The 15,086-nt window shown below is 46.3% G+C and carries 14 protein-coding genes; 3 read left to right on the top strand and 11 right to left on the bottom strand.

Annotation, left to right across the window (positions count from 1 at the left end; all coding sequences use genetic code 11):
- Window positions 1-150: 150 nt before the first annotated feature.
- The gene (locus B2X65_RS00950) at window positions 151-1,146 is read left to right on the top strand and encodes an ATP-dependent 6-phosphofructokinase (RefSeq protein WP_290609938.1); all 996 of its coding nucleotides are present in this window, start codon (window positions 151-153) and stop codon (window positions 1,144-1,146) included.
- A gap of 37 nt (window positions 1,147-1,183) precedes the next feature.
- On the opposite strand, the gene B2X65_RS00945 is transcribed toward B2X65_RS00950, so the two are convergent.
- The 3 genes from B2X65_RS00945 to B2X65_RS00935 form a co-directional block, all read right to left on the bottom strand.
- Window positions 1,184-2,002: a LytR/AlgR family response regulator transcription factor gene (locus B2X65_RS00945; protein ID WP_290609936.1), complete on the bottom strand. Its 819-nt coding sequence runs from the start codon at window positions 2,000-2,002 to the stop codon at window positions 1,184-1,186.
- Window positions 1,977-3,068 (bottom strand): sensor histidine kinase, encoded by a 1,092-nt coding sequence (locus B2X65_RS00940; RefSeq protein WP_290609991.1) that lies wholly within the window; start codon window positions 3,066-3,068, stop codon window positions 1,977-1,979. The genes B2X65_RS00945 and B2X65_RS00940 overlap by 26 nt, the downstream gene beginning before the upstream one ends.
- Window positions 3,069-3,204: 136 nt before the next feature.
- Complete coding sequence (locus B2X65_RS00935) at window positions 3,205-3,621, bottom strand: acyl-CoA thioesterase (protein WP_290609934.1); 417 nt, start codon at window positions 3,619-3,621, stop codon at window positions 3,205-3,207.
- A gap of 166 nt (window positions 3,622-3,787) precedes the next feature.
- Between B2X65_RS00935 and B2X65_RS00930 the strand changes: the two genes are divergently transcribed.
- On the top strand, window positions 3,788-5,611 hold the full coding sequence (locus tag B2X65_RS00930) for a M61 family metallopeptidase (protein ID WP_290609933.1): 1,824 nt from the start codon (window positions 3,788-3,790) through the stop codon (window positions 5,609-5,611).
- Here B2X65_RS00930 and B2X65_RS00925 read toward each other — a convergent pair.
- The 3 genes from B2X65_RS00925 to B2X65_RS00915 all read right to left on the bottom strand — a co-directional run bounded on the left by B2X65_RS00925 (window position 5,562) and on the right by B2X65_RS00915 (window position 7,535).
- Window positions 5,562-6,374 (bottom strand): M23 family metallopeptidase, encoded by an 813-nt coding sequence (locus tag B2X65_RS00925; protein WP_290609932.1) that lies wholly within the window; start codon window positions 6,372-6,374, stop codon window positions 5,562-5,564. The two genes, B2X65_RS00930 and B2X65_RS00925, sit on opposite strands and share 50 nt — an antisense overlap.
- The gene (locus B2X65_RS00920; protein ID WP_290609931.1) at window positions 6,337-7,194 is read right to left on the bottom strand and encodes a 6-pyruvoyl trahydropterin synthase family protein; all 858 of its coding nucleotides are present in this window, start codon (window positions 7,192-7,194) and stop codon (window positions 6,337-6,339) included. Before B2X65_RS00920 ends, B2X65_RS00925 begins: the two co-directional genes overlap by 38 nt.
- A gap of 83 nt (window positions 7,195-7,277) precedes the next feature.
- Window positions 7,278-7,535, bottom strand: a complete 258-nt coding sequence (locus B2X65_RS00915) for a hypothetical protein (RefSeq protein ID WP_290609930.1) — start codon at window positions 7,533-7,535, stop codon at window positions 7,278-7,280.
- Between the two features lie 150 nt (window positions 7,536-7,685).
- On the opposite strand from B2X65_RS00915, the gene fabA reads away from it, so the two are divergent.
- Window positions 7,686-8,198: a bifunctional 3-hydroxydecanoyl-ACP dehydratase/trans-2-decenoyl-ACP isomerase gene (gene fabA / locus B2X65_RS00910; RefSeq protein WP_290609929.1), complete on the top strand. Its 513-nt coding sequence runs from the start codon at window positions 7,686-7,688 to the stop codon at window positions 8,196-8,198.
- A gap of 83 nt (window positions 8,199-8,281) precedes the next feature.
- On the opposite strand, the gene rmf is transcribed toward fabA, so the two are convergent.
- The 5 genes from rmf to rlmKL all read right to left on the bottom strand — a co-directional run bounded on the left by rmf (window position 8,282) and on the right by rlmKL (window position 14,979).
- Window positions 8,282-8,464: a ribosome modulation factor gene (rmf, locus tag B2X65_RS00905; RefSeq protein ID WP_019674311.1), complete on the bottom strand. Its 183-nt coding sequence runs from the start codon at window positions 8,462-8,464 to the stop codon at window positions 8,282-8,284.
- Window positions 8,465-8,786: 322 nt separating this feature from the next.
- Window positions 8,787-10,637, bottom strand: coding sequence for a DUF3466 family protein (locus B2X65_RS00900; protein ID WP_290609927.1), 1,851 nt, complete (start codon window positions 10,635-10,637; stop codon window positions 8,787-8,789).
- A gap of 50 nt (window positions 10,638-10,687) precedes the next feature.
- The gene (locus B2X65_RS00895; RefSeq protein WP_290609925.1) at window positions 10,688-12,592 is read right to left on the bottom strand and encodes an ATP-binding cassette ATPase Uup; all 1,905 of its coding nucleotides are present in this window, start codon (window positions 12,590-12,592) and stop codon (window positions 10,688-10,690) included.
- A 33-nt stretch (window positions 12,593-12,625) separates the two neighbouring features.
- The gene (locus B2X65_RS00890) at window positions 12,626-12,850 is read right to left on the bottom strand and encodes a glutaredoxin family protein (RefSeq protein ID WP_290609924.1); all 225 of its coding nucleotides are present in this window, start codon (window positions 12,848-12,850) and stop codon (window positions 12,626-12,628) included.
- Window positions 12,850-14,979 (bottom strand): bifunctional 23S rRNA (guanine(2069)-N(7))-methyltransferase RlmK/23S rRNA (guanine(2445)-N(2))-methyltransferase RlmL, encoded by a 2,130-nt coding sequence (gene rlmKL, locus B2X65_RS00885; protein WP_290609922.1) that lies wholly within the window; start codon window positions 14,977-14,979, stop codon window positions 12,850-12,852. The genes B2X65_RS00890 and rlmKL overlap by 1 nt, the downstream gene beginning before the upstream one ends.
- Window positions 14,980-15,086 lie beyond the last annotated feature (107 nt).

The following is a 15,086-nucleotide window of genomic DNA, read 5'->3' as shown; positions in this document are numbered from 1 at the left end:
AAGGCTGGTTGTCCAGCGCGGGTATTGTCGCTTATTTTCCGTTGTACTGTCTTGTAGTTTGTGAAAATTTGCGACAAATCAAGTTCAGTTGTGATTGAACATCTATACTGAGCCCAGGCTTAAGCTGGCAGTATAGGAGCAGCAAAGACAATGGGTAATATCAAACGATTAGCAGTATTAACTTCTGGTGGTGATGCCCCAGGCATGAACGCCTGTATCAGAGCTGTTTTGTTAACTGCTAATGCCTGCAATATCGATGTCATCGGTTTTAAACATGGTTTTAATGGTTTACTGGAGCAGGAGTTTCAGACATTACACCCTCACCATGTCGATAACATAATCCAGCGTGGCGGTACCATTTTAAAAAGCGCCCGTTGCCCGGCTATGGAACAGCCCGATGGGCCGGTTAAGGCGGCAGCAATTTTGGATCAACTGAATATTGATGCACTTATTGTTATTGGCGGTGATGGCAGTTTTCGCGGCACCATGGCCATTAGCAAACACTACCGTGGTCAGTTAATTGGTGTGCCGGGCACCATTGATAATGATGTTGACGGCACTGACACTACCATTGGTTTTGCCACTGCCATTGATACAGCACTGGATGCGATTGATAAAATACGCGACACTGCCGACGCATTCGAGCGTATTTTCTTAGTGGAACTGATGGGCCGCCATAGTGGTTACCTGAGTCTGGCCGCTGGCATTGCCGGCGGAGCTGAACAAATAATTTGCCCGGAATTTGGCAAACTTGATGCAGATAATCTTAATACGATTATTACGCCTATTAAGCATGCCCAGTTACTGAAAGGAAAAACCAGTTATCTCATCGTGGTGGCAGAGCATAGCTACCCCGGCGGCGTTACGGCACTGGCCGAAGCCCTGACAATGGCGATCGGGATTGAATGTCGGGCTTGCATCCTGGGCCATATTCAGCGTGGTGGCAGCCCGGTTGGTGCTGACAGGATCCTGGCCACTAAGCTGGGCGCATTCGCAGTAGAGCAGTTGCTGCAAGGGGCTAATTTAGTAATGGCAGGCGAAGTGGATGGCGAAGCCCGGTTATACCCTCTGGCCAAAACCGGCGAACGGGCAAAAGCTATCGATCCTTTTTTAGTGCGGTGGCAGCAGCAGATTGGCAGCTTTTAAGCTGCCACATCCGGGTTATCAGCGCTGATCATTAACGCTAGTGACTAAACACCTGTTTGACCCTGTCTTTGTAACTGCGGCTGACCTTAACGGCCTGGCCATTGGTTAGCATTAGCTGATGTTCGCCGTTCGACAACATTTGTAACTTAGCAATTGTATGGACATTAACAATGGCCGAGCGGTGCACCCGCACAAACAGTCTGGGATCAAGTTCTTGCTCCAATTCTTTCATAGTGCGGCGAAGAATATGCGTTTGACCGTCTTTAGTATGAATGCACATATAGTCGCCGGCGGCATCGACCCAGTCTATTTCTGCAACAGGAACCCGGGTAATTTCACCACTGTCCTTAATACTAATAGCCTCTGGAAAGCGGTCATTAACGACAGGCTCAGATTTATCCAGACGTTGAAGAATATTTCCGGTCTCGTCACCGGTCAGTTTTGCAACGGCGGCTGCAAGCTGCCCTTTATGCTTCTGACTGTCTGCGGCCGCATGAAACTTTAACACTTTCTCCACTGCCGCTTTCAATCGTTCAGGCTCGACAGGTTTTAACACGTAATCAAGTGCATTCACTTCAAAAGCATTAAACGCATAATGATCGTAAGCGGTAACAAACACAATATAAGGTAATTTTATCTGCCGTTGCTGCAGGGTTTTTAATACCGCAAAACCATCCATACCCGGCATTTCAACATCCAGAAATACCACATCAGGTTTCAATTCCAGGATCTGGCTGACGGCTTCATCACCATTGCTGCACTGTGCAACCACATCTAACTCAGCAAAGGCAGCAAGCCTGACCAGCATGCCTTTTCGTGCTAAGGGTTCATCATCTACTATTATTACCTTCAACATGGTTTGTTTCCACTTGCTCTAACTGTAATGGGATCCGGATATTGACTTTAAGCCCTTTAGGCTCGTTGTGTGTCAATACCAGAGCAAAATCATTATCATAAAGTGCCGCCAGGCGCTCTTTGGTATTCACTAAGCCAACACCACTGGCACTGTTTCTGGGAATTCCGTCACTAATTGGCATGCCCGGTCCGTTATCAGACACTTCCAGTAATAAATCGTGCCCAAATTTCTTCGCGGTAATAGCAATGCTGCCGCCACTGACCTGGCTGGCAACCGCGTATTTAATGGCGTTTTCAATTAACGGTTGTAAGATTAAACTCGGCACCAGGGCCCGCTCCGTACCTTGCTCAATATCAAAACTAATGGTTAAGCGCTCAGAGAAGCGAACTTTTTCAATCTCCAGATAAAGCTTAGCAGCATACAGCTCCTGCTCCAGCGGCACCCGGTTAATTGGATCTTTATAAAGAGAATACCGTAAAAAATCACTTAGTCTGGTAACCATTTTATTGGCCGTGTCGGTTTCATTTATCAATACCAGCGTCGAAATAGCATTTAAGGTATTAAACAAAAAATGCGGATTGAGCTGATAGCGCAACATTTTCAGCTGTGCTTCATGGGCTTTATTAGTGGCCGTTAGCGACTTTTGTTTCTCAAGTTGCAGGGTCTGGTAATACTTGATCCCAAAATATAAACCACTCCAGCTCAGCATGACATAAAAGGCAACCGGTGTATCTTTAATGAACTGCAGCCAATCGTCCGGACGGTAGCCATGACGATAAATTTCCCAGTAATTAAAGTTTCTTACGATAGTCCATATGGCAGCGATCAATAATGCCACTACCAGCACCAATAAAATCATGCGCCAGGGTTGCCAGAACCAGATCCGCTGATAAAGATAGCGCAGCGGTATCGTGATAAGCCAGCCAACGTAGGCATCAAGTGCTACAACGATAAGGTAGGCATCACGGGTTTCCTGTACCAGAGAGCCGAGGTAATTGACAATGGCGAAACCCAGCCATCCCAGACTATGCAGGATCCAAAATTGCCGGTTGCGATCTTCAAACACTTTGTACAAGTTAAAATTCCGGGTTATTGCGCTTTGCAAAGTATAACGAAGATAGCGTCTAAAGCCTTGACGCTTGAACTGATTTCAACAGACATTAATCGCAATTTTGCAGATGATCTTTGCTGTCAGCACATACTCAGAAATCAGCCAGTACCGGCGTGGGTTTCCGATCCGAATCCAAAGCAACAAAAGTAAAACTACCCGATATCGCTTTATGCTGATCATCGCTGTACATATTTTCTACAAAAATATCTACGTGCACTTTAATACTGGTCCGGCCAACATGCTCAACCCGTGCTACCAGCTCAATAATAGTGCCGGCCGGAATAGACTCTTTGAAATCAACCCGGTCAGAACATACCGTAACCAAGGGCTTGCGACAGAAACGCGTTGCAGCAATAAATGCAGCTTCGTCCATCCAGGCCAATGCTTCACCGCCAAATAACGTATTGTGATGATTCGTTCGACCAGGAAAGACTGTCTTAGTAACCCGGGTGACGGCATGAGCCATTCGTTTGGCAATAAGGGCTTCACTGGGTGGCGTGTTTGACATAAGCTACTCACTCTATAATGACTCATTAACGGCATGTATTATAACAGGCCTTCAGTGCACACCGTTATTGTCTGACAATCAAATAGCATGCCTGGCCATCAAATAGCACATTTGGTGGTTAATATCCGTTTTCAGGGTCAACATCACTACAAGAGGTTTTAGCAACGTGGTCAGTTACCAGTTAACAATACAAGATATCAGTAGTCACTTAATTTCGCTTACGTTAAGCTTTCAACCCACCTCTTCTGTTCATCAGTTAAGTATGCCGGCATGGCTTCCCGGCAGTTATATGATCCGTGATTTTGCGAAACATATCGTCTCTATCAGTGCCTTTGATGAAAATGGTTCACTGGAACTAGCGCAGCTGGATAAACAGTGTTGGCAGCTAAGGTGTCGTCACGCACCGGTTAGTGTTAAGTATGTTATTTATGCTTATGATTTGTCCGTCCGTGCTGCGTATGTTGATGATGAGTTGGCGGTATTAAACCCGGCGGCGTTATGTCTTAATGTTAGTGAGCTGTCGCAAACGCCACACCAGATCCTGCTAACTAAGCCCACTGCGACCGGTACAGAAAACTGGCGGGTAGCGACTGCATTATCTCCGGTTAACGGCACCCCTTTTCTAGATTTTGGTCTGTATCAGGCGACAGATTATGCCAGTTTAATTGACAGCCCCATTCTGACAGGAATTTTCAGCCTGCAGCAGTTCAGCATTAATGAGATCCCTCATTATCTGGTGGTAACCGGTAATAACCTGGCTGACATAACTCGTTTGACTAACGATTTACAACAAATTTGTCAGCAACAGCGCCAGGTATTTAAAACCTTACCCACTGATTTAGACCGATACTGGTTTTTACTGTGGGTCACAGAGCAAGGATACGGTGGCTTAGAGCATCAGTTCTCTACGCTTTTGCTCTGCAATCGTTATGACTTGCCAGAAAAAAATATGACGGACCCTGATGATAACTATCAGCAATTGCTTGCGCTGTGCAGCCATGAATATTTTCATACCTGGTGGGTAAAACGATTAAAACCAACTGAATTCCATCCCTATCAATTGGATGCTGAGCAATACAGCCGGCAGTTATGGATCTATGAAGGCTTTACCTCTTACTTTGATGATCTGGCGTTAGTACAAAGTGGAATAATTCAACCTGAGCGCTATTTGGCTCAGCTGGAAAAAACCATCAGCCGGGTAACACGTAGCCCGTCGGATATGCTGCAGAGCCTGGCAGATAGTAGTTTTAATGCCTGGACAAAATTTTATAAACAAGACGAGAATGCCGTTAATGCGGTGGTTAGCTATTACGCGAAGGGGGCTTTACTGGCTTTTTGTCTTGAAGGCGCCTTGCGCCAGCAAGGCAGTTCATTACAAGACATTTGCCGGCATATGTATCAACACTACCTGACAAGCGGTACCGACGAGCACAGCCTGTTTAACAGTTTAACCGCTATGGGATTTGCAGAGCTTGCTGACAAAGCACGCGACTGGGCCTGCCAGAGTAAGCCTTTACCTATCAAAGATGCCGCTTCGCAACTTGGCTTAACGCTTAACTTTCGTCCGGCGTTGGATCACGCTGATTTTGGTGGTAAAGATAACAAGGAAGGTCGCGCCCTGCCGGCGTATCTGGCGGCAGGTATTAAGGTGCAACAAGGTTTAGTCACTGTTACCCAGATAATCGCGGGGGGTGCAGCTGCTCAGGCGGGCGTAATGGTCGGCGATCAGCTACTGGCTTTGGCCGGCTGGAAAATAACGGAACAAACATTGCCGCAATTACTAAAACGCGTAGAGCTAGCAACGCAACAACCGCTTGTTGTTTACCGTAAAGACCGTTTGTTGACCCTGCAGCTACCTATGCAAGTTGCTGCAGCAAAAATCGCCTGCCTGCAATTTAATGATGCTTTGAAGGCGGCAAGTTGGTTACAACAGGACGTTACTATTCCACCAGCAGCAACTGAGGGTCCAACCGCTCCTGAAACCAGTTAATCCGCCAGTCCAGATGAGGGCCGGTTACCCGGCCTGTGGCACCCACTTCAGCCACTTTTTCACCCTGCCGAACGTGTTGGCCAACGACGACATCAATAGCATGTAAATGCATTAAGGTAGAGCTGACACCCATCCCATGATCGATAATCAACGTAAAGCCTGAATAGTATAAATCTTCCGCCAGTAGCACTATACCCTCCCACGGGGCGAGCACTGGCGCACCGACAGGGGCAGCGATATCTAAACCATAATGCGGATTGCGTGGCTCGCCATTAAATACCCGTTGACTGCCATACACCCCGGATATCCGGCCCTCTGCAGGCCGATGTGGCTTAGCAAAAATAGCCGTTTGTTTACTCAGGGTGTTACGTACTGCCCTGACCTTCCGATTGTCGCGCTGAATTCGTGTCGTAACCTCAGCCGGTGGTGTGACATATTTTTGTGCCACGCCAGTGATGCGCTGAATATCGTACTGCCGAGCCTGGAATTGCAACGGTATGATGTGTTGCGTGTCATCTGGCTTAATAACGGTTAACTGATGTGCCAGGCTGGCATCACGGCCAATCCCAAACACAAACTGGCCTTGAGCGGTTACACTAAGCGGCTGCTCATTGAACTGCACTTTTGAGCCAGCTGGCACCTCACCTCGGATTAAACTGCCCTGGATCAGCTTACCGTCGAGGACCACCTCAGTGTTTGCTTGTAAATTCAGGCTCGTTAAAATACTACAACTGAGCAATAGCGCCTTTAGCCACACCTTCATATGCTACAACCTTATACGTTTTGCTGTTGTCCATTGCTTTTAGTTCGGTGGCGATATAGTCCGCCAGACACTCTACCGTGGTATCACAAGGAACTATTTCACAATGGTTTTTAGGGATAACCAGTTCAAACCACCCCTGGCTTGCCTGGTAGCGGAAACTATAGGCATCAGGCTGCTTATTAAGCCATTGCAATGTTTCGCTGTCACATAAATCTGTTTGACTACCTAAATAACCATCCTGCCAACGTTCGCTCCAAAGCTTATTTAAACGCGGTGACAACATGCCGTCGGCGTAGATCTGTATAGTTGAACGATGACCGTGGGCAATACGTTGACAGTTGCCATCGTGTTTTTTTAAACCATGACTGTAGTGGTAATAAAAACCCGTACTTGCTTCAGGACGCAAGGTTAAAGTTAAACCTTCAACATTTTCAGGTAATAACGGCTTTATTTGCTGTTCAAGAAACTGCCCGACACTCTTTTCGTTAATCTGCAGGCAAGGTATACGTGCAAATGCTTCCTCGGGTGAAGCCAAACTAATCAAACCACGTTCACTATGATAGCGCACAACACTGCAGGTGCTGTCCTGTTCCAGGCTCAGGGCATTACAGTTTAACGGTAACGCCAGCTTGTGATCCACCAGCTGATCAATTGCCTGTTTAATGACCTTCTTAACTTTGGCAAAATCAAACACCATGGCGGTGTCATCTAAACTGCCTTGTAATTCGGCGTCTACAATATAACTCTCCCCTACCATTCCCCTTTTAAGGTCCAGATAGGAAAAATCAATTACCGTTAGAGAGTTTACAAATAAGATCATCTGATAATCCGGGCTAATTCAGTTGCAGCAAAAGCCAAGTATACCAATTCAATGCGCTGGCAGTAAGAGTAAAGCCAGTGCTTTTAACGCTTATGTTCCGTCAACCAGCTATTCAAAATGCCAATCTGTCCACATTTATGCGCCGCATACATCAGTCGAATGGCGTTACTCAGTAATGTACTGTCATTCCATTGCGTTTTTTCTTGTATTTCCTGATAGCAACTTAACGCTTCCGGTGTCAGATAACCACGCAGTTCTTTCTTGCCTGACGCTTGCTGACGCTCGCGGTACCGCTGTTGTTTTTCGGCATTACTCAGCGCACGTTTATTGTCGTTGCTCATTGCTATACTCATACTTATTTATTTGTCAGGAAAAGACTGGCCACCTACAATTAACAGACCGGCCGAAAAACAGCGAATCGACAAATCGGACTTGTCTGGCGTACAACTGTTCGCTAAAGTGACGCAGCAATTATAATGGGTTAAACATACATGACTAAGAATAGCTTTACAAAAGAAGATTTAATCGCGTGTGCGAATGGTGAATTATTCGGCGAGGGTAACAGCCAGTTGCCGTCTGACAATATGCTGATGATGGACCGTATTGTTCATATATCTGAAGAGGGTGGCTTGTATGGCAAGGGTCAGATCATTGCCGAGCTGGACATTAACCCTGAACTTTGGTTTTTTGCCTGTCACTTTAAAGGCGACCCGGTTATGCCAGGGTGTCTCGGCCTGGACGCCATGTGGCAGCTGGTTGGCTTTTTTCTGGGCTGGTGTGGTGGCCCCGGTAAAGGCAGAGCATTGGGTGTTGGTGAAGTTAAATTTACCGGTCAGATTTTACCTACGGCAAAAAAAGTAACCTATACCATTAATATGAAACGGGTCATTAAGCGTAAACTGTTTATGGGTATTGGCGATGGCGTGGTCAGTGTTGATGGCCGTGACATCTATGCCGCCACTGATTTAAAAGTAGGCTTATTTCAGGACACTTCAAGCTTCTGACGCTGAACCACTGAATTAATACATAAAAACCCCGCTTAATCTGCGGGGTTTTTTCTAATCAATGAGATAATAGTTCTTTCCAGTTAGAGGCCTTTGTTAAACAAACCGACATTTCGATCTTCCATTGCTTCCCGCCAACCTCCGAGCCATTGCGAGCGGGCATCTAAATTTTGATAGGGACAAATTTCTTTAGAGCGTCCGGTAACACCGGCACGATAACCTTGAGCATGAGCACGTTCCAGACGATCACGTTTTTGTCTTTTCATACGGCAGTCTTCCTCAACATATTTTTATTGATTAACAGTACAGTCGTTGCATCAGCAGTCATCAATTCATCGCTAAATACAGTTGAACGCATATTGCAACAACGTACTGATTAATTGATAGCTGACAGGACGGTAAGGTTCAATCTAAAATAGCAGATATACTGCTTGACAAAACCTAACAAACTGAAGTGCCATACAATTTAATTATGTTTTTTGCTATATTTTATTATGCTTAAAATACAAATTTTGATAACCATTTTAACAAGCCCGGCTTAAACATAAAAAAAGCTGCCGAAGCAGCTCTTTTTAGCACAAGATACTGTTAGCGTCTGCGACGGTATAAAGCGCCAAAACCAACAAGTAACAACAGCCCTAAACTGCCTAAGCCACCGGCTTTACGTTCATAAGTATCTTGCTCAGTATTGCAATTGTCTGGCTCTCCATTGGCGATGGGTAATAACTTAACCGCCTTAGCCTGCTCGACCAGTTGCGGGTTACCACTCTCGTCCAATATCGGTTGTCCTTTGGCATCCAGCTGGGGCAGCGACTTTAATACTGTTGCCAGGATTTCGCCATTGTTATTAATTGCTCTGGCATCAACGATTGTAAAATCAGCGTTACAGCCAACCAGGGTATTCAAATCCTGAAAAGTATCACTGGTCATATCATACACAAAACCATGCTGACGCCGGTCTGTTGTGCCACCAATGATAATTTCAGCTCGTCCGACAATCTGGCCATTATCATTAATATCAGTTGCTACTGAAGATGAGCTGACGAAAAAGTCAGTTGGAAATACAACGGTAGCCGCAGCCACATCATAATAAAAAAACTTATCGCGCCTTGAACCATTGATAGTTTTTATTGCATAGCCGGTAGCGATATTATTATTATTTATATCTGTAGCGATACTCGCTAACCACTGGGCAGGGTCAACCATGCCCGTTGCTTCACCGTCCTGGTATAAAGTGGCATGAGGCGCAACATAGGCACGGCGAAACTGCCGACCTAAGCTATCGAGAAACAGAATGCTACGATCACTATCGCTGAAAATGGAATACCCTACCGCTATACCGTTATCATTGACCGCAGTAGCAGCACTGGCGTAGCGTATCTCTGATTCGTCCTCAGCAGCTTCGTACGCCAAACCAGTGCCTTTTTCACCAAGAAAACCGAAGGTTTGACTGACCGTTGCGCTGCCATCAGCTTGTAACTGCCATAACACTGCCCGCTCAGAATAACTCTCTGGAATGACAATGGTTTGATTGCGAACAATTTGACTCTTTAAGTCAAAAAACGAAAGTGTCCGACTTTCATGCTGACGATTAAGACAGTACACCGCAGGCTCACTAGCACCAGTGCATAGCGCTGCCAATTCTGTCTTAATATCATCATCCAACGCAACGGAGCCCGAGCCGGCAATCAGATTCTGACTATTGATGGCAAATGCCTGACTAAACCCGCCTCCCATCTCGGTATAAGGAGGTAATAAATTTACCGGACCATTGCTGGTAACGGCTACCCCATACTGAAAACCCGGCTCTGGCTGCCATACCGTAAAAGTTTCAGGCTCCTGCGAATCTGCATCTTCTGCATCAGGATCGGGCGTTGTGGTAAACTCCTGCTTACTGGAAGGCGCGGTAGCGATGCCTACGGCCACGCCTTGCTCATTAATATCATAAACATATTCGCTGTTACCGCGAAGTTGGTTAACATCCCGCAAGGAAATAGCGACAGGCATGCCATTCGCAGGCAGCGAAATAGCCACAGCCTCACCCACTGGCTGGTTTCTCTTATCTGGACTGGCAGCCAACACAACACTAAGGATATTTAATACCGTGGCATCGTAAATGCCAAGCTTGGCATCTGCAATTTGCTCTTCTGTTAAAATGGCTTTAATGGCATCACTTTCAAAATCAATGGTACTGCCATCCAACGGAAAATCGATAAAATTAACAATGTTAACGACTCGGGTTGTCAAGCCGTCCCGCACAGTGAGTTGCGTATAGCCCTGACCGGTAACAATAGCATCACCCTGATCGTTTAACGCAGCAGCAAAGGTTGCCTTGGATATAGTGTTTGGCTCCAGCTCTGCCACTTGATATACCGCCGCTGTGGCAGAAAATGCAGTTAGCAAAGGTACTAATGCTAAACTGATCCGAGATAATTTCATTCAACGCCCCTAATGTACTTCTGATGTACTTATAATCTGTTATAAAAAATCTATGAACCGGATGCTTCTAATTGTTCCCAACGCGCAAAAGCTTGCGCCAGCTTCGACTCAGTCTGCTGCAATAGGTTCAACGTCTGTTGGCTATCGGCAGCATTTCGTTTGAAAAATTCCGGATCATTAACCTGTTGCTGTAACGCGCTGAGCTCAGCATCAAGTTGCTCAATCTGTTGGGGTAAAAGTTCAAGTTCACGTTTTTCTTTGTATGATAACTTCTTAGCGTTACTAACTAAAGGTTCCGCTGGCTTTTCTGACACCGCTTTCTCGCCAGTGACCGGTTTATCATTGGCTTTTCTGACACTCTGGCGCGCCTGATAAGCTGTGACATCGTCGTAACCGCCTGCGATTTCTATAATCCGGCCGTTACCGGCAAATAATAACGAACTGGTTACCGTGTTATTTACAAACTCACGGTCATGGCTAACCAATAGAACGGTGCCCTGATACTGCTGCAGAATATCTTCCAGCAATTCGAGTGTTTCCACATCCAAATCATTGGTTGGCTCATCGAGGATCAGCAAATTACTGGGCCGGGCAAATAGCTTAGCCAATAACAAGCGGTTCTTTTCACCACCCGAAAGTGCTTTAACTGGCGTACGTGCCCGGGCCGGTGGAAACAAAAAGTCTTGCAAGTAACTCAGAACATGGCGGCTCTGGCCATTTTGCTGCACTTCCTGCTTACCATCAGCGACGTTATCTTGTACCGTTGCTTCTAAATCCAAAGCTATCCGATGCTGATCGAAGTAGGCCACTTCTAAATTGGTACCACGTTTTATCTCGCCACTGTCGACCTTGTAATCATCAAGCAACACTTTAATCAGGCTAGACTTGCCAACACCATTTGGACCGACTAACGCAATACGATCGCCACGCATTACCAGCAAATCTAAATTGTCCATAACCGGCTTGCCGTTAAATGCCAGGCTTATACCCTTACTTTCAAACACCAGTTTGCCTGAGCGGTTCGCCTGCTCAATATTAAAGTCGACTTTACCTTGCTGCTCCAAGCGTGCCGCCCGCTCCTGACGTAATGCTTTTAATGCCCTTACCCTACCTTCATTACGGGTTCGACGGGCTTTAATGCCCTGGCGTATCCACACTTCTTCTTCTGCCAGACGTTTATCGAACAACGCGTTATGCTTTTGCTCGTCTTCCAGCATTTTTTGTTTACGATCCAGATACTCCTGGTAATTACCAGGATGTGAAGTCAGCTCGCCCCGGTCTAAGTCAATAATTCGGGTAGCTAAAGCACGGATAAACGCCCGGTCATGCGATATAAAAATAATGGCGCCGTTAAAATTCAGTAAGAACTGCTCAAGCCACTGAATAGCGGCTAAGTCTAAGTGGTTAGTAGGCTCATCTAGCAATAAGATCTGTGGTTTGGCAATTAATGCCCGGGCCAGCGCCGCTTTGCGCAACCAACCACCTGACAACGTTGCTAAACTGGCATCCGGATCCATTTCAAACTGCTGACACAAATCACTGACCCGAGCCTCCAGTGACCAGCCATCACGGGTATCCATTTCATTCTGTAGTTGTTCAAACAAGCGATACTCGGCATCACCTGCGCCTTCCAGATTCTCTGACAAGGTATAAAATTGCTGCAGCTTTTCAGCTAGATCACCCGCGCCTTCGCGAATAAAGTCGGCAATTTTAGCTTGCATTTTGGCTGGAGGATCTTGCTCTAATCGGCTTAGCACAACACCGGTATTAACCACTATCTGGCCATCATCCAAATTTTGCTGACCGGTCAGCAATTTCAAGAATGACGATTTACCGGCACCGTTGCGGCCCACTAAACATACCCGCTCACCGCTGAACAGGCTAAAGTCGACATGATCTAATATCGGGTTAGTGCCAAAGGCTAAACAGGCTTGTTGAAAACGTAACAATTCCACTACTTACTATCCTTCACTCTATACATGCTATGACTAAACATTTTTTAACCAGCTGGCCATACTGTCCGCATCAAACGGCCAGTATAACAATTCATTACCTGCCGCCAGCACCGGAATATGTACCCTAAATTGCTGCAGCAATTTTTCATCGTCAATAATGTCAACCACTTGAAAGTTCACACCCGCGTCTGTCAGCAGCGCTTCGGCCTGCTCACACAGATGACACCCCCAGGTGCTATATAAGGTGTATTGCGTCATTAGCGTGTTAACTCAAAACAGACATGAATATTGGGGTTACGTTTAAAGTCTTCTGGCAAAGTCGCTGCAGAAATATCTTTAACCTGCCAACCCGCCTCTTCCAACGCCACCTTATCAATTTTAAAACGGCGTTTGTTGTTAGAGAAAATGACTTTGCCGCCCGGGTTTAAGCGCCCCACCAGCATATTCAGCAAACTGACATGATCCCGTTGCACGTCCCAGTTATCTTCCATTCGCTTTGAATTGGAAAAAGTTGGCGGGTCTACAAAAATTAAATCAAATTGGTTGCGACAGCGTGCTAACCATTGCAGACAATCCGCTTGTTCAAACTGATACTGTTTAGCCTGCGGGCCACTAAGCATTAAACCATTTTGAGTAAAGTTGCGCTTCGCCCAATCTAAATAGGTATTTGACATATCAACAGTGGTTACTGCTTTGGCCCCGCCGATGGCGGCGTGAACCGATGCTGAGCCGGTGTAAGCAAATAAATTAAGTACGGTTTTTTCTTTTGCTTGCTGCTGAATTAACCGCCGGGTTAGACGGTGGTCTAAAAACAAACCGGTATCCAGGTAGTCACGCAGGTTAACTAAAAACTTAGCACCGTACTCAGTCACTTCCTTGTACTGGCCGGCTTTGGCCATGGCCTGATACTGATTAGCGCCTTTTTGTTTTTCCCGGACTTTTAAAATCATTTTATCTGAAGTGATACCAAGCACCTGAGGTACCTGGTTCACCACATCAAACAAGCGCTTCTGGGCAATTTGCTCGTCAACCGTTGCCGGTGCAGCATACTCATGCACCACTACTTCGCCATCGTACCAATCCACGGCTACGTTATATTCCGGAATATCGGCATCGTACACACGATAACAGCTAATGCCTTCCCGTTTTGCCCACTTTTGCAGTTGCTTCAGGTTTTTAGCCAGCCGATTGCCAAATGAGCTACTCTCGTTAAAAAATAGCGATGGCGCATCAGAACTTACCGCAACTTGTTTTTCGGTCAGCTCAAACAAAGTGAACTCACAGTCGAGCGGGCCATTGGTAAATTTATAGGTTTTACTTTTAGATAAGCGTAGTGAACGCAGCAAGTCAGCATTAGAAGTAATAATAGCTAAGCGCCAGCCCTGATAATGCTGCTTTAACGCCAAAGCAAATTTACTGTATAGCGGAATTAAACTGGGTAAGTCTCCCAGCCGTTCACCGTAAGGCGGATTAGTGACAATAACACCAGCTGTTTCTGCCACACTGCCCTTAAGCTCTGTGGCATCGGCATAATCGATTTTGACATACTCAGCTACGCCAGCGCGGGCAATGTTTTGTCGTGCCTTGGCTAACGCTCGCTCGTCGGTATCACTGCCATAACAAAGTGTTTGTGATGGCAACTGTACTTCTTTGGCTTTTGCCTCCGCTTTTAACTGCTGCCAGACACTGCCCCGATGCCCTGGCCAGCCTTCAAACGCAAAGCGTTCGCGGTTAAGCCCCGGCGCTTTATTCAGAGCAATTAATGCCGCTTCAATTATTATGGTACCGCTACCACAAAACGGATCAAATAATGGCTGCCCGGCTGTCCAGCCAGAACGTTTTAATAAGGCGGCAGCTAAATGTTCCTTTAACGGCGCTTCGCCCTGACCACTGCGATAACCGCGTTGATGCAGCGATGGGCCGGAGAAGTCCTGCAGGAAATGAAAATAGTTTTTTTCTAAGCGAACCTGAAAGCGCATGTCGGGACTTAAGCGATCGACATCTGGCCTTTGGCCGGTCTCTTCGCGAAACTGATCAACAATGGCATCTTTTAAGCGCATGCCACCAAACTGGCTGTTGTCGATGGTGGCGTGCTTACCCACACAATCTACTGCCAACGTCTGGCGGATGGTCATTAACTGTGGCCAGTCAATTTTGCGGGCAATCTGGTATAAATCTGATGCTTCGGTTACGGGTTCTGACTGAATAAGGCGCATGATACGCGTGGCCAGACGCGACCATAAACACAGTTGATAAGCACTGCTTAACTCTGCTTTAAAGCGCACCACACCCATAGATACTTTAATCACGTCGCCCTGATGATGACGAATTTCATCCGCTAACAGCTCTTCGACGCCTTTTGACGTTAAAGCCCAGAATTCCAGCATAACACCCAACCTTCAAATAAAATGGCCGACAGTATAACAGAATGTGCTTTAAACACGTTTGAAGAATTGTAATAGTGCGTTATATCGTTGCTTAAATCCGCAAGGTG

Source organism: Arsukibacterium sp. UBA3155 (assembly GCA_002364615.1).
GTDB lineage: Bacteria > Pseudomonadota > Gammaproteobacteria > Enterobacterales > Alteromonadaceae > Alishewanella.
Note: the sequence above shows the minus strand (reverse complement) of the source record. Positions and strands in the feature narration are given on the sequence as shown.